This window comes from Bacillus cihuensis, from assembly GCF_000504145.1.
GTDB lineage: Bacteria > Bacillota > Bacilli > Bacillales > DSM-1321 > Peribacillus > Peribacillus huizhouensis.
Map to the genome: position 1 here is coordinate 511,315 of NZ_KI632497.1, position 23,790 is coordinate 535,104.

General features: G+C 37.2%; 26 protein-coding genes. 14 read left to right on the top strand and 12 right to left on the bottom strand.

Annotated elements, in window-relative coordinates; genetic code table 11:
* Positions 1 to 44: 44 nt before the first annotated feature.
* Positions 45 to 356 carry a hypothetical protein gene (locus tag V179_RS0120655; protein ID WP_028393162.1) on the top strand — a complete coding sequence of 104 codons (312 nt, stop codon included), beginning with the start codon at positions 45 to 47 and terminating at the stop codon, positions 354 to 356.
* Positions 357 to 472: 116 nt separating this feature from the next.
* Here the strand turns inward: V179_RS0120655 and V179_RS0120660 are convergent, their stop codons facing one another.
* A complete protein-coding gene (locus tag V179_RS0120660; protein WP_028393163.1) occupies positions 473 to 781 on the bottom strand; it encodes a metal-sulfur cluster assembly factor in 309 nt (102 codons plus the stop codon).
* 210 nt (positions 782 to 991) lie between these two features.
* Between V179_RS0120660 and V179_RS0120665 the strand changes: the two genes are divergently transcribed.
* The 3 genes from V179_RS0120665 to V179_RS0120675 all read left to right on the top strand — a co-directional run bounded on the left by V179_RS0120665 (position 992) and on the right by V179_RS0120675 (position 2,302).
* Complete coding sequence (locus V179_RS0120665) at positions 992 to 1,807, top strand: Cof-type HAD-IIB family hydrolase (RefSeq protein ID WP_028393164.1); 816 nt, start codon at positions 992 to 994, stop codon at positions 1,805 to 1,807.
* Positions 1,808 to 1,949: 142 nt separating this feature from the next.
* A complete protein-coding gene (locus V179_RS31390; RefSeq protein WP_180320065.1) occupies positions 1,950 to 2,102 on the top strand; it encodes a hypothetical protein in 153 nt (50 codons plus the stop codon).
* Complete coding sequence (locus tag V179_RS0120675; RefSeq protein ID WP_028393165.1) at positions 2,102 to 2,302, top strand: DUF3813 domain-containing protein; 201 nt, start codon at positions 2,102 to 2,104, stop codon at positions 2,300 to 2,302. The genes V179_RS31390 and V179_RS0120675 overlap by 1 nt, the downstream gene beginning before the upstream one ends.
* 98 nt (positions 2,303 to 2,400) lie before the next feature.
* Here V179_RS0120675 and V179_RS0120680 read toward each other — a convergent pair whose 3' ends face one another.
* The gene (locus V179_RS0120680) at positions 2,401 to 3,243 is read right to left on the bottom strand and encodes a YitT family protein (RefSeq protein ID WP_028393166.1); all 843 of its coding nucleotides are present in this window, start codon (positions 3,241 to 3,243) and stop codon (positions 2,401 to 2,403) included.
* Positions 3,244 to 3,382: 139 nt separating this feature from the next.
* Here V179_RS0120680 and V179_RS0120685 point away from each other — a divergent pair, with 139 nt between their 5' ends.
* From V179_RS0120685 to V179_RS0120695, 3 genes are all read left to right on the top strand, one after another.
* Positions 3,383 to 4,252: a DegV family protein gene (locus V179_RS0120685; RefSeq protein ID WP_028393167.1), complete on the top strand. Its 870-nt coding sequence runs from the start codon at positions 3,383 to 3,385 to the stop codon at positions 4,250 to 4,252.
* A gap of 154 nt (positions 4,253 to 4,406) precedes the next feature.
* A complete protein-coding gene (locus tag V179_RS0120690) occupies positions 4,407 to 4,898 on the top strand; it encodes a YajQ family cyclic di-GMP-binding protein (RefSeq protein ID WP_028393168.1) in 492 nt (163 codons plus the stop codon).
* Positions 4,899 to 5,262: 364 nt separating this feature from the next.
* Entirely contained in the window at positions 5,263 to 6,135 is an 873-nt protein-coding gene (locus tag V179_RS0120695) for an SDR family oxidoreductase (protein ID WP_028393169.1), read from the top strand.
* Between the two features lie 337 nt (positions 6,136 to 6,472).
* Here V179_RS0120695 and V179_RS0120700 read toward each other — a convergent pair whose 3' ends face one another.
* The 7 genes from V179_RS0120700 to asnB all read right to left on the bottom strand — a co-directional run bounded on the left by V179_RS0120700 (position 6,473) and on the right by asnB (position 17,381).
* Positions 6,473 to 7,507: a LacI family DNA-binding transcriptional regulator gene (locus V179_RS0120700; RefSeq protein ID WP_028393170.1), complete on the bottom strand. Its 1,035-nt coding sequence runs from the start codon at positions 7,505 to 7,507 to the stop codon at positions 6,473 to 6,475.
* Positions 7,508 to 7,748: 241 nt separating this feature from the next.
* Positions 7,749 to 9,413, bottom strand: coding sequence for a glycoside hydrolase family 13 protein (locus tag V179_RS0120705; RefSeq protein WP_028393171.1), 1,665 nt, complete (start codon positions 9,411 to 9,413; stop codon positions 7,749 to 7,751).
* A 123-nt stretch (positions 9,414 to 9,536) separates the two neighbouring features.
* Entirely contained in the window at positions 9,537 to 11,078 is a 1,542-nt protein-coding gene (locus V179_RS0120710) for an alpha-amylase family glycosyl hydrolase (protein ID WP_028393172.1), read from the bottom strand.
* A 40-nt stretch (positions 11,079 to 11,118) separates the two neighbouring features.
* Complete coding sequence (locus V179_RS0120715) at positions 11,119 to 11,961, bottom strand: sugar ABC transporter permease (protein ID WP_028393173.1); 843 nt, start codon at positions 11,959 to 11,961, stop codon at positions 11,119 to 11,121.
* Positions 11,962 to 11,963: 2 nt separating this feature from the next.
* A complete protein-coding gene (locus V179_RS0120720) occupies positions 11,964 to 13,247 on the bottom strand; it encodes a carbohydrate ABC transporter permease (RefSeq protein ID WP_028393174.1) in 1,284 nt (427 codons plus the stop codon).
* A 228-nt stretch (positions 13,248 to 13,475) separates the two neighbouring features.
* The gene (locus V179_RS0120725; RefSeq protein ID WP_028393175.1) at positions 13,476 to 14,768 is read right to left on the bottom strand and encodes an extracellular solute-binding protein; all 1,293 of its coding nucleotides are present in this window, start codon (positions 14,766 to 14,768) and stop codon (positions 13,476 to 13,478) included.
* Between the two features lie 762 nt (positions 14,769 to 15,530).
* Positions 15,531 to 17,381: an asparagine synthase (glutamine-hydrolyzing) gene (asnB, locus tag V179_RS0120730; protein ID WP_028393176.1), complete on the bottom strand. Its 1,851-nt coding sequence runs from the start codon at positions 17,379 to 17,381 to the stop codon at positions 15,531 to 15,533.
* A 708-nt stretch (positions 17,382 to 18,089) separates the two neighbouring features.
* Between asnB and V179_RS0120735 the strand changes: the two genes are divergently transcribed.
* Positions 18,090 to 18,662: a DUF2777 family protein gene (locus V179_RS0120735; protein ID WP_028393177.1), complete on the top strand. Its 573-nt coding sequence runs from the start codon at positions 18,090 to 18,092 to the stop codon at positions 18,660 to 18,662.
* A gap of 158 nt (positions 18,663 to 18,820) precedes the next feature.
* Here the strand turns inward: V179_RS0120735 and V179_RS0120740 are convergent, their stop codons facing one another.
* The 3 genes from V179_RS0120740 to V179_RS0120750 form a co-directional block, all read right to left on the bottom strand.
* Positions 18,821 to 19,171 carry a YisL family protein gene (locus V179_RS0120740; protein ID WP_034302113.1) on the bottom strand — a complete coding sequence of 117 codons (351 nt, stop codon included), beginning with the start codon at positions 19,169 to 19,171 and terminating at the stop codon, positions 18,821 to 18,823.
* Positions 19,172 to 19,267: 96 nt separating this feature from the next.
* Complete coding sequence (locus V179_RS0120745; RefSeq protein WP_028393179.1) at positions 19,268 to 20,155, bottom strand: fumarylacetoacetate hydrolase family protein; 888 nt, start codon at positions 20,153 to 20,155, stop codon at positions 19,268 to 19,270.
* Positions 20,156 to 20,178: 23 nt separating this feature from the next.
* The gene (locus tag V179_RS0120750; RefSeq protein ID WP_034302116.1) at positions 20,179 to 21,360 is read right to left on the bottom strand and encodes a DUF418 domain-containing protein; all 1,182 of its coding nucleotides are present in this window, start codon (positions 21,358 to 21,360) and stop codon (positions 20,179 to 20,181) included.
* Between the two features lie 199 nt (positions 21,361 to 21,559).
* Here V179_RS0120750 and V179_RS0120755 point away from each other — a divergent pair, with 199 nt between their 5' ends.
* From V179_RS0120755 to V179_RS0120780, 6 genes are all read left to right on the top strand, one after another.
* Entirely contained in the window at positions 21,560 to 21,781 is a 222-nt protein-coding gene (locus V179_RS0120755; protein ID WP_028393181.1) for a spore germination protein, read from the top strand.
* A gap of 22 nt (positions 21,782 to 21,803) precedes the next feature.
* On the top strand, positions 21,804 to 22,031 hold the full coding sequence (locus V179_RS0120760; protein ID WP_028393182.1) for a spore germination protein GerPB: 228 nt from the start codon (positions 21,804 to 21,806) through the stop codon (positions 22,029 to 22,031).
* A 100-nt stretch (positions 22,032 to 22,131) separates the two neighbouring features.
* Positions 22,132 to 22,716 (top strand): spore germination protein GerPC, encoded by a 585-nt coding sequence (gene gerPC / locus V179_RS0120765; protein WP_407637266.1) that lies wholly within the window; start codon positions 22,132 to 22,134, stop codon positions 22,714 to 22,716.
* On the top strand, positions 22,706 to 22,888 hold the full coding sequence (locus tag V179_RS0120770) for a hypothetical protein (RefSeq protein ID WP_028393184.1): 183 nt from the start codon (positions 22,706 to 22,708) through the stop codon (positions 22,886 to 22,888). Before gerPC ends, V179_RS0120770 begins: the two co-directional genes overlap by 11 nt.
* A 4-nt stretch (positions 22,889 to 22,892) precedes the next feature.
* A complete protein-coding gene (locus V179_RS0120775; RefSeq protein ID WP_028393185.1) occupies positions 22,893 to 23,303 on the top strand; it encodes a spore germination protein GerPE in 411 nt (136 codons plus the stop codon).
* 193 nt (positions 23,304 to 23,496) lie between these two features.
* Positions 23,497 to 23,718, top strand: a complete 222-nt coding sequence (locus tag V179_RS0120780; RefSeq protein ID WP_028393186.1) for a spore germination protein — start codon at positions 23,497 to 23,499, stop codon at positions 23,716 to 23,718.
* Positions 23,719 to 23,790: the final 72 nt, after the last annotated feature.

The following is a 23,790-nucleotide window of genomic DNA, read 5'->3' on the forward strand; positions in this document are numbered from 1 at the left end:
GAATCTGAAATCCAACTATTAAATAAGAGAGCAGGTGAACATAAATGGATTTTCCAACAATTCATACAAATTTTTGGGATGGTGTTATTGCTGTACCCGTTGTCATCATTCTAACTCAACTAATCAAGATCTTTTTTCATATCCCGAAACAGTATGTTCCAACGATCGCTGTGATAATAGGTTTATTGTTTTCAGTTTTAATTAGTCATCGTCATGATTTAATGGCAGGAATATTTATGGGGTTTTTTTATGGAAATGCGGCTATTGGCGGATATGCATCTTTAAAAAACACATTAGCTTATTGGCGGCAAAAGAAGGCTGAACAAAATGCAAGAATGAATAATTCTCCAGAATAATAAATATAAGAGGGTGTCTCAAAAGGTGACCTCTCACACTATAAATCGTTATGTATCAACAATTTATAGCAGCTGTGGGTTTGACCTTCCATTTGAGACACCCTCTTTTCATAAGTTTATTTTATACCTAATGCAATTTTTGCATATCTTGACATACGGTCTCTTGACCAAGGTGGATTCCAAACTATGTTTACATCCGAGTCCTTCACTTCCGGAATGTCTTCAAGGACATATTTCACATTATCCACGATCGTTCCAGCGAGCGGGCATCCCATAGAGGTTAGCGTCATCGTAACGATTGCTAACCCATTTTCGTCCATATCAACATCGTACACGAGACCTAAATTAACTATGTCAACTCCAAGTTCTGGATCAATAACTTGTTCTAATGCACCCATTATATTATCTTTTAAATCTTGGTCCATCCAATATTCACTCCTTCATCTACTTCGATAACTACATCATATCAAATTTCTGCTTATTAATTAAGCAATTACTTTCTTAGCAAAAGTTTTCAAAATGATTACTCTTACCTTACTAAATTGAAAGAAAATTAAAAACATTTAACATTGCTTACAAATAAGGGTAATATGAATAGTATATCCAATAAAAAATTAGAAATTGAAGGTGACTAAATGACTGAAAAACATCTGATTGTCTTAGACCTTGATGGTACATTACTTACAAATGAAAAAAACATCACCAATCGGACAAAAAGAACATTAGCAAAATTAAAAGATGACGGTCATGAGGTTATGATTGCAACAGGCAGACCGTATCGTTCCAGTGAACCCTATTATCGCGAGCTTGATTTACAGACTCCAATTGTAAATTTTAACGGTGCATTCGTTCATCATCCTAAGAACAGCGCTTTTGGGGCCTTTCATTCACCTCTCGATATAGAAGTTGCAAAAGAGATTGTAGAAGCTGTACAAAATTTTACGTATCATAACATTATTGCCGAAGTACGCGATGATGTATTCTTTCATTATCATGACGAAAAACTAATTGATATTTTACAAATGGGTAGTACGAATATTACTACTGGTGATTTGCGTAATTTTCTGTCTGTGCCACCTACAAGTATGTTAATCCATACTGAACAACAATATGTAGATATGATCAGAAAACATTTGTCCGATGTCCACGCTGAAGTAATTGACCATCGCCGCTGGGCTGATCCATTCCATGTTATCGAAATTGTCCGAACCGGTTTGAATAAGGCGGTTGGTCTTGACCGTGTCTCCAAATATTTAGATATACCAAAGAATCGCATCATTGCTTTTGGTGATGAAGATAATGATATCGAAATGATTGAGTATGCTGGGACAGGCGTGGCGATGGGCAATGCCATTAATGATTTGAAAACACTTGCCAATGCAACAACACTAACGAATGAAGAAGATGGAATTGCTGTTTTCCTTGAGGAGAGGTTCAACCTGAAATTATAAGGATATCATGTCCTAAACTTTCTATTTTTTCCCTCTTTTAATTCTTGCTTTAGTAGCCAAACTATTAATGAGGTTGATGAAAAAGATTGTACACTTCTTTAGCACAATCTCAGGAAGCTTTAGAATACGGAGGCGATTAGGAATGGGTAAAAGCAGTAAATCCAAACGTTTTGTACAGCAAGGGAAGAATACAGTCTCGCAGCATGCTGAACGAATACCTTATCATTCTACGTACGCTGAAGCTGAAGAAAAAAGAACTCAACTTATGTCTGAACAAAGCTATGGTGGATTATAATGGCAAACAAACTATTTCAGCAAGCTCGTAAATTTGTTGAAGAGGCAGTAAATAGTGATCAAAACCAAGAGGAAACAATGGAGATCGCCAAAAATGCACTCTCATCTGCCTATGCCAATTCAACTGAGGCGGAACAAGTTCAGTTAAGGGAGTTACAGAATAAGCTAGAAACTAAAATTGGACAAGCGCCAACTCACTAGAAGTTTAAACGAAGTCTTAGAGTCTGACACCATACTCTATACATAGTTCATTAACACGCTAATTGAACTGTATATAGGAGTGTGGGTCCGACTCTTTTTTACTCCTTTCGAAACAAGCCAACTATGCCTGTTGTTTGAAGAATGTTCGTAAAGCTTTTAGGATCCACTTCATTGATGATCTTCTCTAAGTCATACTGCTCATAGCGGGTAATCACGATTAATATCATCTCTTTGTTTTCGTTTGTATACCCCCCTTTTACTGGGACTGTAGTAATGCCGCGAACTAGTTTTGAGTGAATGGCACGCTTAAGCTCCTCTCCTTTCTTCGTAATAATCATCGCTGTAAGCTTCTCGTGACGTGTGTGGATAGCATCGATGACTCTAGTTGAAGTATAAAGGGTAACAAGCGTATAAAGCGCCTTTTCTGGTCCATATATTGCGCCTGCAGTCACGATGATGATTCCATTCAGTAGAAATAAGTATGTACCAACCGGCTTATCCTTAACACGGGAAAGGAGCATTGCGATAATATCCATTCCTCCAGTCGATGCCCCGTATTTCAGAGTAATCCCTACCCCAATAGCTGCTATAACTCCACCAAATACTGCATTTAATAAAATATCAGGTGACATTTTATAAACAGGAATTACTTCCATAAATACAGTCATTAAACCGACGCTAATAAAGCTATATACCGTAAATGAGCGACCGACTTTTTGCCAAGCAATAATCGTAATCGGAACGTTTAAGACAAACAAAATAATTCCTGTTGAAATGTCAAACGGTGCATATGTTTTAAGTAAAGTAGATAATAATTGTGCAACTCCTGTAAACCCACTTGCATAAATGTTGGCGGGTATCAGGAACAGATTCATAGCAACCGCGTTAAAAAGCGCACCGATTATTACAATAATAATTTTCTTTACTTCTAAAATAGACATATTTTGCCCCCAATCTTTATCTATAGTATCCTTCTACCCTTAAGCTGTTATTCCATGCTTAAGTGGATTGTTTTTTTTCATTGACATGCTACACTATGAGTAGTCATATATATTCAAGTTTTAGAAAGCAGGTGTAATCATGACAATCGCCATCCTTGCTGACAGTGCAAGCGATTTGCCACTGTCTTACTATAAAGAGAATGACATTCGCTTTATTCCATTACAAGTTCTGCTTGACGGAGAAAATTATCAAGATCTAAAAACCATTAAGCCGAATGAAGTCTATGAGGCCATGCGTACCGGAAAATCTCCTAAAACCGCTCAAGCAGCTCCAGAAGATTTGATTGAATTATTTACGGAGTTAGCTAAAGAAAAGAAACAAGGGATATATATCGCTTTTTCATCTGAATTATCAGGTACATATCAAACGGCTGTAATGGCCCGAAATCAAGTAAAAGAAGAATATCCTGATCTTGATTTAGAAATTATCGATACAAAATGTGCCTCCCTTGGATATGGACTTGTCGTTAAATCTGCGGTTAATGCTGCTAACAATGGCGCTTCAAAGGAAGAATTAGTAGAGAATATCACTTTCCAAGCCGAACATATGGAACATTTATTCACAGTTGACGATCTCGAGTACCTTGCACGCGGCGGGCGAATTTCAAAAGCTTCTGCAATAGTCGGTGGGCTTTTGAACATCAAACCACTGCTTCATGTTGAAGCTGGTAAATTGATTCCCCTTGAAAAAATCCGCGGCAAAAAAAAATTATTAAAACGAGTTATTGAAATTATGCATGAACGTGGGACAAATTTAGACAAACAAACCATCGCAATCAGCCATGCGGATAATGAAGAGACTGCGCTTGAATGGAAGCAAGCTATTCAAGACGAATTTGGAACAGAAAGATTTGTAATAAATTCGATTGGTGCAGTTATTGGCTCTCATGCAGGACCAGGAACCGTTGCATTATTTTTCTTAAATAAGTTACCAAAAACGTCATTATAATTTACTGCTTTTATCGCTTTTAACAGGCAGTAAGACCCCACTGATTGAAGTTTCACTTTATCTATATAACACAACTTCATGTATGCACTTTAGTTGTGTTACATAGCCACATTCACTATAATAGTAGAAATAAACGTACTGCAGGAGGTAAAAAATGGCTAAAGATAGTTCATTTGATATTGTTTCACAAGTTGATTTTTCAGAAGTAACAAATGCTGTAACTATGGCAATGAAAGAAATTCAAACTCGTTATGATTTTAAAGGAAGCTCTAGCACGATTACACTCGACAAAGAAGAGCTTGTTCTAGTTTCTGATGATGAATACAAGCTTGATCAACTAAAAGACGTATTGATCAGTAAATTGGTAAAACGTAATGTTCCTATCAAAAACTTGGATTACGGTAAAATTGAAGGTGCTTCAGGCGGTACCGTTCGCCAGCGTGCAAAGCTTATCCAAGGGATTGATAAAGATCAGGCCAAGAAAATTAATACAATAATTAAAAATAGTGGCCTGAAGGTGAAAAGCCAAATTCAAGATGATCAAATTCGTGTAACCGGTAAGAACCGAGACGACCTGCAAGCCATTATCTCTGCCATCCGTGGTGCAGATTTGTCTATTGATGTACAGTTTATGAATTATCGCTAATGTAATAAAGATAAGCAGTCTAGGAAGTACGTCCGTTAACTTCCTAGGTTGCTTTTTTCTTAGTTAGGCGATTATGCTAATTATTGCTGTAATTAAGGGAATGATATGTAATTTTAACAAAGTAGGATTATGACGCTACGTTCCAAAAAGGGGAAGTCCTCACACTCTATACACCGTTTTACATGTCAATTACATGTTATCTAAAAGATATTTAGTAGATTTTGGCTCTGGCACCGTTCTCTTTATTCTCTCGAAATCCTTTCCTGCCTCAGTTCTAATGTTTACTCCAAATTTTTCCACGTTTTTATTTTTCAATTCGAAGGAATATGAAAGATGTAGATATTAAGATTTAGGAGGTTTATATATGGCTAACAATGACAAGCAAAATAAGCAAACATTTCCACCACAGCACCAAAGTCATCAACCTGGTGTTGAATCAGAAATGCATCCAAAACCAGATTCCGTCTGTTCAGAGTATCAAGGAAGCGGAAAATTAAAAGGGAAAACTGCGATTATTACAGGTGGTGATAGTGGAATCGGTAAATCAGTCGCTATTTACTATGCAAAAGAAGGCGCAAATGTTGTAATTGTCTATCTAGAGGAACAAAGTGATGCAGAAACAACAAAGGAACTTATCGAAAATGAAGGTCAAAAATGTCTTCTACTTTCAGGTGATATAGGAGATGAATCTTTTTGCAAAAAAGTAGTAGATCAAACAATTGCGGAGTTTGGTACATTAGATATTCTAGTAAATAACGCTGGGGAGCAGCATGTTCAGGAAAACTTCCTTGATATTACAGCCGAGCAACTTGAGAAAACATTCAGAACGAATATCTTCTCTATGTTCCACCTAACCAAGGCAGCACTGCCACATTTTAAAAAAGGCAGCAGTATCATTAATACAGCTTCCATCACTGCGTATGAAGGAAATCCCAAATTGATCGATTACTCTTCTACAAAAGGAGCTATTGTTTCCTTTACAAGAGCTCTTTCCAATTCCATTTCGAAAGATGGAATTCGTGTCAATAATGTGGCGCCAGGTCCAATTTGGACACCCTTAATTCCAGCTTCATTCGATGAAAAAGATGTCGCTAAATTCGGAGCGGATACCCCAATGGGCAGAGCTGGTCAACCTAAAGAGCTTGCAGGTGCTTATGTGTTTCTAGCAAGTGATGATGCAAGTTATATTAGTGGACAAACAATACATGTAAATGGCGGCACTGTCATAAATGGATGATTAATCAGGATGTCTCAAACGGTCATCGTTTTAACATACAGTAAATCGTGTTTTACTTCTCTTGTATGCGACTGCGATGTCTGACTTGAGACATCTCTTTAATGTGGTTTTGGTGAGATAGAGTGAAATTTACCTAGAGTTACGCAGAGGTATAGTTTGCGCCCACAGGGTGTGGGTCACATAGACGAAAGACTAAAGGACGTGGCGAACTTAGTCTATGATACATTGAACCTTAGTTCATGCTGTCAATAGATCGAAGCTTGTGCTTTGATCTATTGACAGTAGAACGGGCTAACAATCATCGAGGGGTGGAGCCCCGCTATATATTAGTTAAACTTTATTTTTTTATACTTTGCACGTTCGTACAGGAAACCCGTTCAATCAGCTGATGAGGAACGATAATTCGCTTCACTGGTTCTTTAGGGTTTAATAACATCTGAATCAAGCTTTTCGCAGCCTGGTAGCCTAAGTCAAATATATTTATGTCAATTGAAGTTAATTGTGGTCTAGCTAACTCAGAAAAAAAGGCGTTATTAAAGCTGACAATAGACATATTCGCTGGTACCTCTACTTCTAGTTTCGTTAATGTGTTCACAACTCCTATTGCCATTAACTCATCAGTTACAAGTAGTGCGGTTGGCGGTGTTTCTAATAATAATAATCCCTGTATAGCCTCTTGGCCTCGTTCAAGTAAGAATTCATCATGTCTAATATAATCAGGAACAATTGGAAGTCCTGCACTTTTTAAAGCCTCTTGGTACCCTTGCAGGCGCTCCATTGTCATTACTAGGTTTTTGTTCCCCCCGATAAAACTAATTTTATTGTGACCTAGATTGATTAAATATTCCGTCGCTTCCCGAGAAGCCCGGTAATTATCATTATCCACATGAGTAATTTCTTCTTCCCACTCATATGGTCTGCCAATGACGACAAACGGAAATTCACGATCACGTAAATATTTCAAAATTTTATCATCTGTTCGCGAATAAAGTAGAATAATACCATCTACTCTTCCACCTTGAACCATATTGACAACATCTTGATAAATTTGTTCTTCCGTTTTTCCGGTACTCATTTGCAATGCATATTGTTTTTCATGAGCACCTTCACTTAATCCTCGAAGGACTGTTGAAAAAAATGGATTTTGAAAAAAAACATCAGAAGAGTTTGGTAATACTAGGCCGATAACTTGAGTAGATTGACTCGCAAGACTTCGTGCAATAAAATTTGGATGATACCCTAACTCTACCATCGCTTCTCGGACACGAACCTTTGTTTTTTCGCTTATTCGAGGATTATTTGCGATGACACGTGAAACAGTTGAGGGGGCAACACTCGCCAATTTTGCAACATCTTTTATTGTAATTGCCATGATTCATCACTCCTCTCTAAGCGCTTACATTTAATTTTAATACTAAATAAAAATTATGTAACTATCATACCTTTGAAATTACGTTTTTGCATCCATTTTCTAATTTTTTTCTGTGGTTAAGGAACGTGGCTCGCAAGAACAGCTCCGCACCGTCAGGGTTTTAATTATAAAAAACATCCATGAGCGTCTGCTGTAAATATAAAAAAGCGGAGCGATACTTACTAATCCGCTCCGCCTAATCTTATTTATACAAGTAGACTCTTGTTTCATAAGGACGTAGGATTATTTCATTTGTGAGACAAGCATCACTATCTGAATAATTCGTTAGCAGTAGCTGTGAGGCTTCTACTTTGATTTCCGATAGGCTAATTGTTTGTTCCGCATTTTTGAAATTGCTAAGCACAACCGCAGTTTGATTGTCTATTGACCTAGTATATGCATATACACAAGGATGCTCCTTAAGCAGCAGCTTATATTCACCATACACAAACACTTCATGATTCTTTCTAAGCTGAATCATTTTTTTATAAAAATGATAAATCGAATCAGAATCTTTTTTCTGCTGTTCAACGTTTATAGATTTATAGTTTGGATTTACTTTCATCCAAGGAGTTCCTTCCGTGAAGCCTGCATTTTCACAATCATTCCATTGCATTGGCGTTCTTGAATTATCTCTCCCACTGTTCCATATTACTTCCATCACATCATTATGGGGAGTACCTTTAGCCACTTCAATATTGTAAAAATTAATCATACCGACATCATCATAATCTTGAATTGATTCAAACTGGACATTCGTCATGCCAATTTCCTGGCCTTGGTAAATGAATGGAGTTCCTTGCATAAAGAAATAGCAAGCTGCAAGCATTTTTGCACTTTCTTTCCAATAATCCGTATCATTTCCCCAGCTTGACACGCTTCTAGGCTGATCATGATTTTCCCAAAACAAAGCATTCCAGCCTTTTTCATGCAAACTAGTTTGCCATTTTGAAAGAGTTTCCTTTAGTTGGACAACATCAACGTCTTTGTCAATTCCTTTTCTCCAAAGGCCAAGATGTTCAAATTGAAAAATCATATCAAACTTCCCGTTTCGTTCACCGACCCAATCATCTGCTTGATGAATTCCGACTCCATTTGCTTCGCCAACAGTCATAATATCGTATTTGGCGAATGTTTCTTCTTTTAATTCTTTGAGAAAATCTTGAATCCCTTCTTGGTTTGTATGCATATCAAATGCCGGTACATAACTAAGGCCATATGGATTATGCATATCTGGGAATCCTTCCCGTTTTTTTATATGACTGATTGCGTCAACACGGAAACCATCAATTCCTTTATCCACCCACCAATTTACCATGTCATACAAAGCTTTGCGAACTTCTTGGTTCTCCCAATTTAAATCTGGCTGTTTTGTTGCGAAAAGATGTAAATAATATTCATCTGTTACAGCATCGTATTCCCACGAGCTTCCAGAGAAGATACTTTCCCAATTGTTTGGAGGTAAATCCCCTTTTCCTTCTTTCCAAATATACCAATCACGTTTAGGATGATCCTTCGATGATCTTGATTCGATAAACCATGGGTGCTCATCACTTGTATGATTTAATACCAAATCTAAAATTAACTTCATTCCACGTGCATGTATTTCTGCCAACAGCTCGTCGAATTCCTCCATCGTACCGAATTGCCCAGAAATATCTTGATAATCACTAATATCGTAACCATTGTCCGCATTTGGTGACTTGAAAAATGGACAAATCCAAATCACATCAATCCCCAGTTCCTTAAGATAATCAAGCTTAGACATAATTCCTTTAATATCCCCAATGCCATCGCCATTACTATCCATAAAACTTCTCGGATAAATTTGATAACTTACTGCCTCTTTCCACCATTGCTTTTTCATTAAATCCCCTCCCGATTCTCATTGTATCGGCTTTCTTTTAAGTGAAATTCTTATAAGTACCATTTGAAATTTTGAATATACTTATGATCGGCCTTTAAAATAGATACGGGAGAGGCTCATTTGCTATTTGAAAGATCGATTACGCTTTGATCTTTTCAAAATGAAGACAATGAACATAACAAATGCAAAAATGACAACTCCCATTGTAATCAAATACGGAATATTCAGGCCTGATTTTTCTGACACCGTATAGATCTCAGCCTTTTCACGATCAATTATAATCGGATATTTCCCATCATTATTGCGTACTAAATCATATCCAACCAATCCTCTTAACTCTTTGTCAGTTCCCAATTTATTAGCGTCTACGTCTATCGTTTGTGACTTCGATGAATTGTTAATTGCAACAATAATTGTTTCATTTTGAAAAGTTCGTTTATAAACAGCTGTACTATCATTAACATGAAGCAGTTCCAAGTCACCCTTCATTAGTGCCGGATGCTGCTGCCTTATTTCACTTAATTTCGTAATATAATCAATTAACACAGGGTCAGCTTTAAAGCCCATAAATCTTCTGTTGTCTGGATCATTTCCACCGTTCATGGCAATTTCTGAACCATAATAGATGATTGGGATTCCTGGTGTTGTATACATATACGTTAAAGCAAGCTTCCAACGAGTCTCTTGATTTTCATTATTTGCAGCAATTTCATGAGTAAACCTGGTCATATCATGGTTATCTATAAATTTCCCATTCCATTCCGGATGCGTGAATAACTTTTCGTTTCTATCTAGTGCAGTGAAAACAAAATTCAATGATTGATCAGGCTTAGAAAAAGCATCTCGCATGCTGGCGTTTTGTGAAAAATCCATAAAGCCATCAATACCAGTTTCTTGATAGCTAGCAATGACAGTAGGATCATCTAGCCAAATCTCACCAATCAAGTAGAAATCTTTCTTCTCTTCTTTGACTGCTTTAGAAAAATCATTCCAAAAACTTTTATCTACATGCTTTACTGTATCTAAGCGATATCCATCAACATCGGTTTCTTGAATCCACCATTTAGCAGCATCCAATAAGTACGCACGTGTTTCTGGGTAATCTTGATTTAAATCAGGTAAGTCATGTAACCAGCCAGTTTCCACTTGATTCTGATCATTCCAATTTGTGATACCTTTCTTTTCATGGAACCAATCCTGCTTTTTTGGATCGTTTACCCAAGGGTGATTCGGTCCTACATGGTTGACTACAAAATCAAGGATAATTTTCATATCCCGCTTATGAGCTTCTGCTACAAGCTTCTTGAATTCATCGATCGTTCCAAAATGCTCATCCGTATTATAGAAATCCTTAATCCAGTACCCGTGATAGCCGAAAGCCTCATTATCAAAGATTGGAGTCAGCATAATCGCTGTAAATCCCATATCTTTAATATAATCAAGCTTCTCTATGATCCCGGCAAAATCACCACCTTGATAAGCAAGTGGATCATTTACATCCACCTCTTTATCATTTTTTGTATCCCCATTATTAAAACGGTCAATCATTAATGAATAAACGCTTTCATCTTGCCATGTTCGTTCTTCCTTTTCAACAGCACCTGCGGGTAGGGCGTAAATAAGTAAGAACAAAAGCAAGATGAGTGAAAATGCTTTTTTTCTCATCTCTGCTTCCCCCTTATGTAACTTCTTCACGCCTTTAAGATTAGCCTTTCGTGCCCCCTGCCGTCAAACCTGAAACGAAGTATTTTTGGAAACAGAGGAATAACATTGCAATCGGTAGGGCAATTAAGACAGACCCTGCTGCAAATGTCGTAAATTCATTTCCGAATTGTTTCGCTACCATTTCATATAAGCCAACCCCCATTGTAAATTTCTCATTACTTCTTAGCATAATTCTTGCTAAGATGAAATCAGCGAATGGAGCAATAAATGCGAACAAAGCAACAACAGCAATGATCGGTTTAGCAAGCGGCATGATGATTTGCACGAATATTCTCATATGACTTGCTCCGTCTATTTTTGCCGATTCATCAAGCTCTTTAGGAATTGTATCTAAATAGCCTTTCATTAACCACGTGTTTATCGGAATTTGACCGCCAACATAAATTAAAATTAATCCGAGATGTGTATCAATTAACTCTGTACGAACCGCCAATACGTAAAGCGCAATTAATGCGGCAAAGTTAGGGATCATTTGTAACACTAGAAACGTAAGCAGTCCATTTTTCCGTCCAATGAAACGATATCTAGAGAAGGAATACGCTGTAATCGATGTTAGAATGACTGTCGAAATCATTGTAATAATACTAATTTTAAGAGAATTCATGTACCAGTAAAGATAATTTGATTTTTCCGGGTTGAATAAATGCGCATAGTGTGCGATTGTTGGATTCTTCGGAAACATTGATGCGCCTGATAAACTTTGACCAGGGTTAAAGGAAGAACCGATTACCCATAGCAGTGGATAAATAATGACTACACACATCAGAAGGATGATCAGGTACGAAACAGTTAAGCGAATCATTTTGTTTTTTTTCATACCCATGATTAGTTCATCCCCTCCTCTTTAAACGATTTAGATCGTTTAAATTGCCAAAGTGCAACTGTCACAACAACTATTGATAATAGCATGGTAATAGCAGCCGCTTTCCCATATTGAGCAGATGTCATAGTAAGACTATAAATCCATGAAATCAAAATATCTGAACCGCCTGCGTTTTGACCTGGAATCGCAGGACCACCACCATTAAATAAGAAGATGACATTGAAGTTATTAAAATTAAAGGTATATTGCGTGATCAATATCGGTGCTGTCGCAAATAAAATCATCGGTAAGGTAATCTTCATGAATTTCTGCCAAATGGTCGCTCCGTCCACATTTGCCGCTTCATATAATTCATCGGGAATCGATTGAAGAACACCAGTTGTCATTGCAAATATAAATGGAAATCCTAACCATGTCTGAATAAATATTAGAGCAAGCCTAGTCCAGTTTTCTTCAGTCATCCAAGGAACAGGATCAATACCAAATGCATGAAGAATGCCTGTATTAATAACACCGAATGATTCATTAAACATTCCTGAGTAAATGAGGATTGAGACAAAAGCCGGCACTGCCCATGGTAGTATAAATACCGTCCGGATAATCGCTTTACCTTTTAAATCTTTTTGGTTGACAAGTATCGCTAGGAAAATACCAAGTGCCACCTGGAGAGTTGTTGCCACAAATGTCCATACAATCGTCCATCCAAGAACGCCAAAAAATGTTTTGCGCCATAAGTCCAACTTAAAAATATCGATATAGTTTTGTATCCCAACCCAGTCTACTAGCTTTGCTGGCGGTGAATGATATAAATCGTAATTCGTAAAAGATAATAAAATAACGAATAATATCGGGAAAATGACAACAAAGATTAATAACAGAAAACCTGGTGACACCATTAAATAAGGAAAGCCACTATCTAGTAAATTATGATATTGTTCCTTGACTGAAGAAATCGCTAATCCATGGTCGCGCTTTTTCCCCGAGTTATACGCATCGTAAATATTGACTATATAAATACCAAGTCCAATCACCGAAATGATTAAGGCAATAATCCCATCAATCAGCAAGAAAATTGAATGATCAAGCCCAGCAATGGTTCCTAGTGTGAATAATCCCCAAAATCCCCAATTCAATGTATCTAAGAAACTAGCGAAAAAGGCGATTGTTAACAGAAGAAAGATAAATCCTTTTACATATTGTTTATTATAAAACTGGCCAAATCCAGGGATGATCGATAAAAGTGCAGCATTTCTGCCGTGTTTAATTGCTGGATTTATACCATCCATATCAATCTGCCTCCCTTTCAGTAGGAGAGTATTATTGATCCCTGTTTACTTAACCATTAATATTGGATTTCAAATGGCTTCACTAAATAGAGAGCCTCTTGAGTGCGCAAACGCTTGCCTCTGAAGGGGTTAAAAAACGGCTTAACGCCGCTTTCCAACCTAATTATCTTCCTTAAAGGGTTCTGACCATTAACATTATTACTTCTTGGCTCCTGCAGTTATATTCCATTATTCAGAAGGGTGGTTTGTTGTAATGTTTGTTTCGATTGATTTTACTGCATCATCCATCGCTGCTTTTGGTTCAGCTTTTCCAGTTGCAATCGTTTGTAATGCCGATCCTGCTGGCTCCCATACCTCTGCCATCTCTGGAATATTGGGCATTGGAACAGCATATTGTGATTGAATGGCCACAGCTTTAGCTCCTTCATTATCGGTAATAATCGGATCCTCGATTAACGTTTTGACAGGTGGAATTTCTTGCGTTAACTCAAATCGGATTTTTGCATTTTCTTCATTTGTCAACCATTCGATTAGTTTTGTTGACCAGTATGGATGTTTCGTAAATGCTGTCACATTCCAGCCTTTAACACCCATAAAAGTTTTCATATGCTCACCATTTGGCAATGTTGGCAACTCAGAGATACCGATATCAATTCCAGCATCTTTCATTCCTTGGAATGCCCACGGCCCATCCATAACAGAGGCTACTTTACCTTGGTTAAATAAACCGTCTTTAGTAGACCCCCCGTTATCCCCGATGATTCCTTTAGGGAATAGTCCTTCTTTGTACCATTTTTGGATGTATTTTGCTCCTTCAACCGCACCGATGTTATTCAAACCAAGATCTTTTGGATCAAGGCCATTATCAGTTTGATTAAATACATAGCCTCCCATCCCTGCAATTACACCATGTGCAAAGTAAAAGTTATCCCAAAGCGCCAAAAATCCGTATTGGCCGCCTTTTGTTAATGCTTTTGCTTCAGTATAGAGTTCATCCATCGTTGCCGGAGCTTTACTCATTAATGCTTTATTATAAATGAATACAGGTGTTTCAGTCGCTTTGGGCAAACCGAATAATTTCCCATCATACATTTGAGCATTTACAGATGATTCAGTAAATGTATCAAGTACATCATCTGATACATTGATTTCTTGAATCAACCCTTCAATTACCACTTGACCAATTTGGTCATGAGGCAATGTCACGACATCAGGAGCTTTTCCGGCTGGACCATCTAGTCGTAATTGATCGCGCATTTTATCAGCCATGTTTAACTCTTGAAATTCAACTTTAATGCCATATTCTTTTTCAAAAGATGCAATAGCTGGCTTTAAGGCTACAGCTTTATCAATGTCTTCCCACACAATTAGTTTTTCTGGCTTAGCTTCCTCAGCTGTTTTATCTTTATTTTTTGTTTCGTCTGGAGATTTTGATCTAGTTTCCCGTTCAGGAGCTCCACATGCAACAAGTATACCTAGAAGCAACATAAGCATCATAAAAATAGACAGTGCCTTTTTCATGATTTAACCCCCATTTGCGTTTTGATTTAAGTCAGCAATCGTTTGCGCACTTGTTGCTGGAAACCAAATATGTAAACGCTATCAAATTATCCCAATAATAAAATTGTGTATCTTTATCTTTGAAAATTTCTTCAAAAATAAAGACTTTTAGCTTTCTTAGGTCTAGGAATAATTTGTGAAACCGATTGCACTACTTTATAAACTAATTATACAATTATTCTTGATTTTTACAAGTGAAATTTTAGGACTTTTTAATTTTAGTTTATAAGATTAATCTGAAAATGCCTTAAACACTAGATTATTACATCAAAAAAATAAGAGGGACTCACAAAAAAAGGGTCAAACCCCACAACAACTAAATACAGTGTATGATACTCGACATACTGATTTAGAGTGCGAGGTCTGACACCTCTCCCCCTTCTACATTAACTTAAAATATACTCCAAACCCTCTTTAACAGAAGATTTAATCGCTATATGGTATCACATAAAGTGAAACTTCAATCAGCGGGTTTTCTTCATTCCCCACTGATTGTTAGTCCCGTACTACTGTCGCTAAGATCTTTGCATTCCTTCAATTAATCGACAGTACGAACTAAGGTCAACGAAATCAGACTAAGTACGCCGCGTCCTCATGTCTTCGTCTGAGTGCCCCCCATCCTGTGTGCCTCAACTTAAACCTCTGTTCACGCATCGGTAAGTTTCACTGTATCTCACCAATCAGGGTTTTCCTGCCCGTTAACGCGGGACAAATTCTAGTCTTCTATGATTCAATGACTTGAATTCCATATGTCTTAAACCACACATCGATTTGAGCCAGATGTGCTAAAAGCTGTGGACCGGACATGAGCTGACCAAACCACGGTTCTTTAAACGCTTCCCCTTTAGTTTCGATCAAGTCGTTAAGCTTTTGTTTCTCAAAAAACTCATGAAGAACCGAGGTCCGATCCTCAAGTATATGCTTTAGCCATGATTGAACTCCATTCGTGTACACTGGATTATGTGTTTTCGGATAGGGACTTTTTTTACGATATAAGATTTCTTCTGGCAGCAGGCCTTCTAACGCTTTTCGCAAAATTCCTTTTTCCCGATTTCCTGTCATTTTCATTTCCCATGGGATATTCCAAACATATTCCACTAGACGATGGTCGGCAAATGGCACCCTAACCTCAAGACTTGCCCCCATGCTCATTCTATCTTTCCGATCAAGCAGCGTAGTCATAAACCATACAATATTCAAGTAAAATAATTCTCTCCTTTTTGCTTCTTCGCCTGTTTCTCCATAAAGTCTTGGCATTTCTGCTAGCGTCTCCAAGTATTTAGCTTCAGCATATTCTTCTAGCCATAATTTGCTTCGCCAATTTTCTTTTAGCAATGAAACTCGTTCTGCTGTGGAGCGCATCCATGGAAACCCTGTGCGATTCAAATCTTCACTCCGATGAAACCACGGATATCCCCCAAATATTTCGTCTGCGCATTCGCCCGAAAGACCTACGGTAAAGTCTTGTTTGATTTCCTTGCAAAACCACAATAGGGAAGAGTCTACATCTGCCATTCCGGGAAAGTCTCTTACTTTGACGGCCTCGGTTAAATAATCAATTAATGTTTCCTGAGTAATGACTGAATTATGATGGACGGTGTTGAATTGATCTGACATTAGCTTAATCCATTTATCATCAGAATTTGGTTGAAATTCATTAGATTGAAAAAACTTATCATTACCTTCATAATCAATCGAATACGTATGCAGCCTTCCTTTTCCAGTTTTTTCATAGGAATCCGCAGCGATTGCTGTTATTGCACTAGAATCAACACCACCTGATAGGAACGTACATAATGGTACATCCGAAACGAGCTGGCGAGTCACTGCATCGCAAACAAGAAACTTCACCTTCTCAGATGTTTCTTCAAGCGTATCTTGATGTTCCATACTTTTCACATTCCAATAACGCCATATTCGAAGCCCTTGCTGCGACAGAGTTAATGCATGCGCAGGTCTAAGTTCCTTCATGCCGTGAAATACTCCATTACCAGGCGTACGTGATGGTCCTAACCCAAATATTTCAGCCAAACCTTCTCTTGTTACTTCAGCCTTCACTTCAGGATGCGCTAGAATGGCCTTCAGCTCTGAAGCGAACAAAAAACCGCCATTTTTTTCTGTGTAAAAAAGCGGCTTCACACCTAAACGATCTCTCGCAATAAATAATTTTTGCTCGTTCACATCCCAGATAGCAAAGGCAAAGATGCCATTAAAAAAATCCACGCATTTTTCTTTCCATTCTATATAAGAAGTTAGTAAAACTTCTGTATCAGAATGACCTTTAAAGGAATATCCTTTTAATAGTAGTTCTTTACGAAGATCTTCAGTATTATAAAGTTCACCGTTGTAGCAAAGGATATAAGAATTACCATCTTTCTCTTTTGCCATTGGCTGTTTGCCACCTTCTGAATCGACGACAGTCAATCGGCGATGACCAAACAACACATGGGAATCATGCCAAATATTATGTTCATCTGGACCTCTTTTGACCAGTGTATTCGTCATCTGTTCTATAACCATACTTTCCTTGCGCAGATCTCGTTGAAAGTGAACCCAACCTGTAATACCACACATAACCTTCATCCTTTCAATCAGCATCGCAAAATTTACTATACAATTCGCCCTATTAGTATTTCTTAGATGTATCCCGGTTTATAACAGGCTGTAATACCCCGATTGGCGAGATACAGTGAAACATACAGATACGTAGATACGTAATCAGAGATAAAGTTTGCGCCCACAGGATGTGGGTCACACAGACGTTGCCGAAGAACGAGACGTACTTAGTCTGGTCTGATTCATTAAATCAGGTTCGTAGTGTTGCTTTATCGAAGCATTAGCTGAAGATTTAGCGACACAAGAACGGGACTAATCATTAGTGGGAAATCCCCCAACTAGTGGAAGTTTCACTTTATCTGCTGATTCCTTATTCAAGCCCTACATTGACACATTCTCAAATGAGCCATGCAGCGAGAGTATAAAATAGCCTATGCAAAAGTTGATGAATGGTTATTTGTCCGATAAAGTAAAATTTTTGGTATGTAAAGGTTATCCTCAAGAAAGATCGCTAATTACGATTAGGATATATAAATTGTCGTACTCCACTGGTGCTTTGAAAGATAATAAATGTCTATCCAGAGTTATTACCCAATTTTCTTGCTCATTCTATACTTTTCTGTTTCTTCTAATTAAAATTGGGGTAATAAATCTATGCTTTATGGTTTAAAAAAGAGACATTTTGTCTAAAAAGAAGGGGAGGTAATCCATTTTTGGAGGTAAATTATGAATGATCAACAACGAATGAACCTAATCAATCATCAACATCGCTCATTTTTAGAAGGAACGGTTGAGAATATCAATCACCAATGGGTTTTTTTTGATAATGAAACCGACGAAGCTACTTCTTTAGAAGAGTATGCAAATTTAGAGATAGATATCTATCGGAGAAAAAATTGGTACAGAGGAATCATTGAAGAAAACGGCTTTGTGAAAATCTACAACGATATGGTCCATTTATATGACGGAGAAACAGTAAAAATTCGTAAACCATTGTTAGGATCATTTGAAAGATTATTGAAAAAAATAGAGACAGAGTCATTCGTCCAGTTTATCACGAGTTTAAATTCATTAGATTTCTCGATTCACGATTGCATTTACTGTTATAATCAGCTTGACTTTTCAGAAGGAGCATCCCCAAAAACTGGTGTGAATTTCCTAGTTTTCGACAACGAACTTTCCGTATGCTCTGTACAGCATCATTTCTTTTATACATCTACTAATCATGACCGTTTTGAATTCACAATAAATACAGGAAAACGGATTATCATTGAAAAAATCAATTCTAAACATTCCTAGTACTCAACAAAAAATAGCAAAGAGGATGCCTCATAAGTAAAGCTTCATACTCACAACTTCTTTACACAGTTTACACGGATTGTGTATCACTCTATACTGCAAGTTGAAAGGTTCAGACTTTATGAGACATCCTCTTAAATATATTTCATCTTGGATTGTTATACACCTTTTGGTAAGATGAAGAATCCATAATATCCAATAATCAAAAAAACTATGACAAATAACGCCCACATTACTCCTGTACTTTTCCCTTTTTTTGTTCTAACTAAAATCATTTCCATTGCGGCGATAACAATAAATCCTAAGACCATTTTCAGCCAATAAAAACCAAATGCAGACCCCATCAAAGCTCCACCAGTTAGGATAATAAGGATGTAAAATACCCGATTAATCATATGTACGATTTTGAATCCTTTAGTTTTTCCACTATTATGCATAGCTAGTGCAACGAATAGTAGAATAATAGCGATTACCCAAGTGGTAATATGCGCATGTGTTAAGTGTGTCAAAATATATTGCCCCCCTTAAAAGTTTCTCCTTCATCATATCATAGACAAATATCTAAAAACAAAACTATATTCTCAGCTACAGGAATTATTGAACATTTAGTGAACAGTATTTGTAAGTGTTCCAATTCCCTTGACTTTCACCGAAATCTCGTCCCCTTTTTGCAAAAATTTCGGCGGCTTAAAGCCTTTACCTACTCCAGCAGGTGTCCCTGTGGCGATGATATCACCTGGTTCAAGCGTCATACCTTTTGAAAGAATCGCGATAATTTCTTCAACTGGAAAAATAAATTGTTCGGTATTGGATTGCTGTCTGATTTCACCGTTGACTCGGGTTTCAATATCAAGCTGATTAGGATTTTTAATCGCGGACTTCTCTACAATAACCGGACCAAGCGGGCATGAACCATCCAAGCTCTTACCAAGTAAATATTGCTTATGATTTACTTGCAGGTCTCTTGCAGTGATATCATTTACAATCGTATACCCGAACACATAATTCAGCGCTTCATCCTGTTTTATCCCTTTACCCTTCTTACCAATGACAATAGCAAGTTCACCCTCATAATCGAGTTCGCCTGTTATATCTTCGTGACGAGGAATGTTTGCCTCATGACCAATCACAGCCGTGGGCGCTTTTGAAAATACAATAATATGCTCAGGTATATCTGCCTCACTACCCATCTCAACAGCATGTTTGGCATAATTCTTACCTACACAAAAGATATTTTTTGCTGGACGCGGAATTGGAGCTTCCCAAACGAAATCATCGGCATAAAATTTTGATTTGTTCTCTTGCTTGGATACCCATTGTTCAATTTTCTTTATATTTTGTAAAAAAAACTCACCCTGTGCAATACATTCGAGAAGTGTTGCCGGTATCACTTCACCCATTTGTATTGCAGCAGCTTGCAGTAGCAATACATTTGTACGGTTCACGAGTACAACTTGACTCTCCCCATTCACTTTTACCGTTCCGAATTTCATAATCAGTATCCCCTTTGCTATGTTTACTTTTTCATCATTGGACGAGTACCATAAGTAGCAAATCGCCAGACATATTCAACAGGGCCCATGTAATAATGCTTCAACCAAATTGTACTGAGTATGAGCTGTAAAAAGTAAATAACAACAACTAGTACGACTCCTGTTGTAAAAGAAATTTTACCATATAACCCAAAGCCATACGAATAGAATAATAATGTGCCAATAATAGACTGTAGCAAATAATTGCTCATGGATAATCTACCGACATTGGCTAGTGGTGTTAAAATTTTTGCAAGGGATTTATTTTGCATGAGTAGTACAAGTGCAGTAATATAAAAAATTGATATCACTGGACCGCCAATCATATCTTGAAGAGATACCGTAAAATAATTGTAGTCTGCAATGTACGGACTTGCTTTAAGCAAACCGCCGCAAACTAAACAAACAACAGTAATAATCGTTAGTTTTCGCTGATGCTCTCTCGTTCTCTCCAGCCACTTAAGTTTCGCAAAGCCTGCACCGATCAAAAACAAGGGAAATATTGAGATGATAAGAATGATACTACTTCCTAAATTATTTACCATGTACCACTCCACAAAGCGTTGCTGAAAAATCTCCGTAAAAGTACCTGTTTGATACGCTTTAATAGACGCCTGAACCATATCTAAATCAGTTATTATAGCAGCCTCTTCGGGCATTGTAACGTATACGACCATCATCAATAAGCAGAGCAATAACGCCGGAATGGCGAAGAGAAGAGAACCAACCCATAGGAGAGTTTTCCCGCTCATTTTATAAAATAACAGAAATAAAAAACCGATCAGTGCATAATTGATTAGAATATCTCCATGCCAGATGAGAAAGGCATGAATGCAACCAATTATCAAAAGAAAGAATAATCTTCTAGAAAATACAACTGGAAATGACGTATTTCTGCTTTGGACTGGCTCTGCAAGAATCACAGCGCCAAAACCAAATAAAAACGCAAACATCGGGTAAAAGCTTGCCTGAGCAAATAAATCAACGATTATGTAGATTGTACGATCTGGGTCATTATTCCACCATTCAATTGGATTTACATGTAAAAAAGGTGAATGAAAATCAGGCATATTTACAAGCAAGATCCCCAATATAGCTAGTCCTCTTAAACTATCAATACTTTGAATTCTTTGCCTACCATCACTTATTTGTCTATTTTGTTTCATTCTTATTATTCAGCTCCCTGTTTTTCTCCTTTTTCTAATATTTTACACTCAATTGTTTAATAACGATATATTTCTTTCAAATTCAGCTCCATTACTTCTTTCATTAAAGATTTCTAAAGCATTGATTAGGCGATTGAATCACATCGTTGCACAAATTACATAGTATATGGCAGGTAAATTTTTTTAGGAGGAGTTATTTATGCCGGCCATCGTTGGGGTCGTTCAAGTCATCAGCCTTGGAAGCAGCGGCGTTTTCAATATTGGAGATGTATATAAAGTAATGCCATTTTCTACTTCGAAAACTTATGCTGGTGCTGGTTCATTCAATACTGGAGATAACATTTCATTATATAACGGAAACAGTACGACAAATACGTATGATCCAGATGTGACTGATCAACCAATACTATTCAATATTTAACGTATCAGAGAGGGGAATCTTGATGATTTTTAATATTCAGCAAAACATTCACATTCATAGCATTAAAATAACCAGTGTTGGGAATTCCTCTGTTTTTCAAATTGGCAGTGCTGGTATCATTAAACCTCTATCTCAGCTCGCTAATACTGGTGGATATACTGAACCTGCACCACAACTAGAGTCAGATTTTTCACTTCCTACCGGACAGCAAGCAGTTATACTTCCACCGACAAAAGTGTCTAGAAATTAGCCAATATGTTAGTCTTTCATAAAACATGTAACTAGTTTCATTTGGCAAAAAAAGCGAGGTGATTGGAACGATGAATGAATTCTACAACTATACTATTCAAATGCAGAAATATCTCTCTACTCAAAATAAGCGCATCGAAAACCTCGAGTCCACGGTTCAATCCTTGTTGGAACAGTTGGAACAATTAAAAACAAAACCAACTGTCAATGTTGAACGAATTGAATATAAATTTGATCAATTGAAAGTGGAAACACTTGAAGGAACTTTGAACATCGGTTTAAATCCAAATGATCTGAGCAATATTGAAGAGTTAGCTGTACCTTCATCGAATCCTTCAACTTTTGAGCCATACATGTTTCCTGCAAGAAATGAACTTATTCACGATATTCACAATCATATTCTTACCAATCTTGATACACTGATTAAAGATACTGAAAGTGAACTTGGTTTTAAGGTTGACCCATCATATCATGAATTTATTCAAAATGATCTTGAAAGGCAGCTTCAGCAGAGAATTGAACAATATTTAGACCAAACATCACCTACTGAACGTTCACCACATCTTCACGAACAGATTAAACAAAAAGTTATCGAAAAACTCAATACTGATATTCACATCGCAGTTCGAAATTTTATTATTGCGTCAAACAAACAGCCAGGAGGGAATTCAAATCATGGAGTTTAATATTACCAATGGTGAATTATGCGTTGGGCAAATCGACGTCAGTATAGTAGCCAGCTCGTCTTTATTTCTAATCGGAGATGTGCAAACAATCCAACTTGCTTCTGCTTTTGATACACCACCCGAATCATTAATTATCGGCACTGCATTCGCCCCTCTAACTCCAAAAGGATGATAGGATGTTTTCTAGAATTTCAAAGGTCGAGAGAATTAATATCACGATCATTTCATTTAGTTCATTTTTTCAAATTGGGGATTGTCAATTTATTGATGGAGGGAATGATGTATTAGCCATTCAACGCCGTTCAGACATTTTGCACACCGATGACAAAGATTTCAACGATTATCCAATATTTCAATCTTATCCTACCTTTTTGCCAATAGTGGAGCCGATGGTTATCAATACGAACCAGCTTCAACCGTTTATCTCTGTAGGTGCAATTAAGATTAAAGGTATATCTTCTTCATCCGTAGCTAGGATTGGGAATACCGACCACATTAGGATGCGCAACCGAGTGATGCATATTCGCGATATTTCAAAGAAACTATCAGATGTTAGTACTCCACCTGAAGGAACTATTCAACTCTAAAACGAAGATCTACAAGTATAACCATTAGAAACCTCACCTGATTACTTTGATGAACTAAAGACTTAATCCTATTAGCCCGTGGGTGACATTCAGTTTTCTGAATTATTTAAGTTTCTATTTAACTAAAAAAAAACAAGTCTATGTGATTTTTTCTATTTTTTCATACTAAATTTTTTTTAAAAGGATGATTTTCATGCCAGCTATCGTTGGTCCTGTTCAAGTAACTAGTATTGATGGTGGAGGAATTGTTCAATTTGGTGACTCGCTTGCCATTTCTCCGAAAAGCTCATCAAAATCTGTAACAGGTTCTGGTTCTGGTAATACGGGACTCTTTATTTTTAACGCAAATGGACTAAGTGGAAGTAATATTCTTGATTTGGCTGGTGTTGATCAGCCTATTGCCGGGAATAACTAAATTAGAAGGGGCGGACCTCGTAGCTACTATATACAGTTCTAAATAAGTAAATGCAACATTACTGTGTATAGA

Excerpts from the sequence above, each read along its gene's own strand:
- V179_RS0120710 (WP_028393172.1), bottom strand. The coding sequence starts at position 11,078 with ATGAGAAAAAAAGCATTTTCACTCATCTTGCTTTTGTTCTTACTTATT.
- V179_RS31390 (WP_180320065.1), top strand. The coding sequence starts at position 1,950 with ATGGGTAAAAGCAGTAAATCCAAACGTTTTGTACAGCAAGGGAAGAAT.
- V179_RS0120760 (WP_028393182.1), top strand. The coding sequence starts at position 21,804 with ATGATTTTTAATATTCAGCAAAACATTCACATTCATAGCATTAAAATA.
- V179_RS0120720 (WP_028393174.1), bottom strand. The coding sequence starts at position 13,247 with ATGGATGGTATAAATCCAGCAATTAAACACGGCAGAAATGCTGCACTT.
- V179_RS0120705 (WP_028393171.1), bottom strand. The coding sequence starts at position 9,413 with ATGAAAAAGCAATGGTGGAAAGAGGCAGTAAGTTATCAAATTTATCCG.
- V179_RS0120695 (WP_028393169.1), top strand. The coding sequence starts at position 5,263 with ATGGCTAACAATGACAAGCAAAATAAGCAAACATTTCCACCACAGCAC.
- V179_RS0120750 (WP_034302116.1), bottom strand. The coding sequence starts at position 21,360 with ATGAAACAAAATAGACAAATAAGTGATGGTAGGCAAAGAATTCAAAGT.
- V179_RS0120725 (WP_028393175.1), bottom strand. The coding sequence starts at position 14,768 with ATGAAAAAGGCACTGTCTATTTTTATGATGCTTATGTTGCTTCTAGGT.
- V179_RS0120735 (WP_028393177.1), top strand. The coding sequence starts at position 18,090 with ATGAATGATCAACAACGAATGAACCTAATCAATCATCAACATCGCTCA.
- V179_RS0120665 (WP_028393164.1), top strand. The coding sequence starts at position 992 with ATGACTGAAAAACATCTGATTGTCTTAGACCTTGATGGTACATTACTT.
- V179_RS0120685 (WP_028393167.1), top strand. The coding sequence starts at position 3,383 with ATGACAATCGCCATCCTTGCTGACAGTGCAAGCGATTTGCCACTGTCT.
- V179_RS0120655 (WP_028393162.1), top strand. The coding sequence starts at position 45 with ATGGATTTTCCAACAATTCATACAAATTTTTGGGATGGTGTTATTGCT.
- V179_RS0120690 (WP_028393168.1), top strand. The coding sequence starts at position 4,407 with ATGGCTAAAGATAGTTCATTTGATATTGTTTCACAAGTTGATTTTTCA.
- V179_RS0120675 (WP_028393165.1), top strand. The coding sequence starts at position 2,102 with ATGGCAAACAAACTATTTCAGCAAGCTCGTAAATTTGTTGAAGAGGCA.
- V179_RS0120755 (WP_028393181.1), top strand. The coding sequence starts at position 21,560 with ATGCCGGCCATCGTTGGGGTCGTTCAAGTCATCAGCCTTGGAAGCAGC.
- V179_RS0120715 (WP_028393173.1), bottom strand. The coding sequence starts at position 11,961 with ATGGGTATGAAAAAAAACAAAATGATTCGCTTAACTGTTTCGTACCTG.
- V179_RS0120680 (WP_028393166.1), bottom strand. The coding sequence starts at position 3,243 with ATGTCTATTTTAGAAGTAAAGAAAATTATTATTGTAATAATCGGTGCG.
- V179_RS0120700 (WP_028393170.1), bottom strand. The coding sequence starts at position 7,507 with ATGGCAATTACAATAAAAGATGTTGCAAAATTGGCGAGTGTTGCCCCC.
- asnB (WP_028393176.1), bottom strand. The coding sequence starts at position 17,381 with ATGTGTGGTATTACAGGTTGGGTTCACTTTCAACGAGATCTGCGCAAG.
- V179_RS0120780 (WP_028393186.1), top strand. The coding sequence starts at position 23,497 with ATGCCAGCTATCGTTGGTCCTGTTCAAGTAACTAGTATTGATGGTGGA.
- V179_RS0120660 (WP_028393163.1), bottom strand. The coding sequence starts at position 781 with ATGGACCAAGATTTAAAAGATAATATAATGGGTGCATTAGAACAAGTT.
- V179_RS0120745 (WP_028393179.1), bottom strand. The coding sequence starts at position 20,155 with ATGAAATTCGGAACGGTAAAAGTGAATGGGGAGAGTCAAGTTGTACTC.
- gerPC (WP_407637266.1), top strand. The coding sequence starts at position 22,132 with ATGCAGAAATATCTCTCTACTCAAAATAAGCGCATCGAAAACCTCGAG.
- V179_RS0120775 (WP_028393185.1), top strand. The coding sequence starts at position 22,893 with ATGTTTTCTAGAATTTCAAAGGTCGAGAGAATTAATATCACGATCATT.
- V179_RS0120770 (WP_028393184.1), top strand. The coding sequence starts at position 22,706 with ATGGAGTTTAATATTACCAATGGTGAATTATGCGTTGGGCAAATCGAC.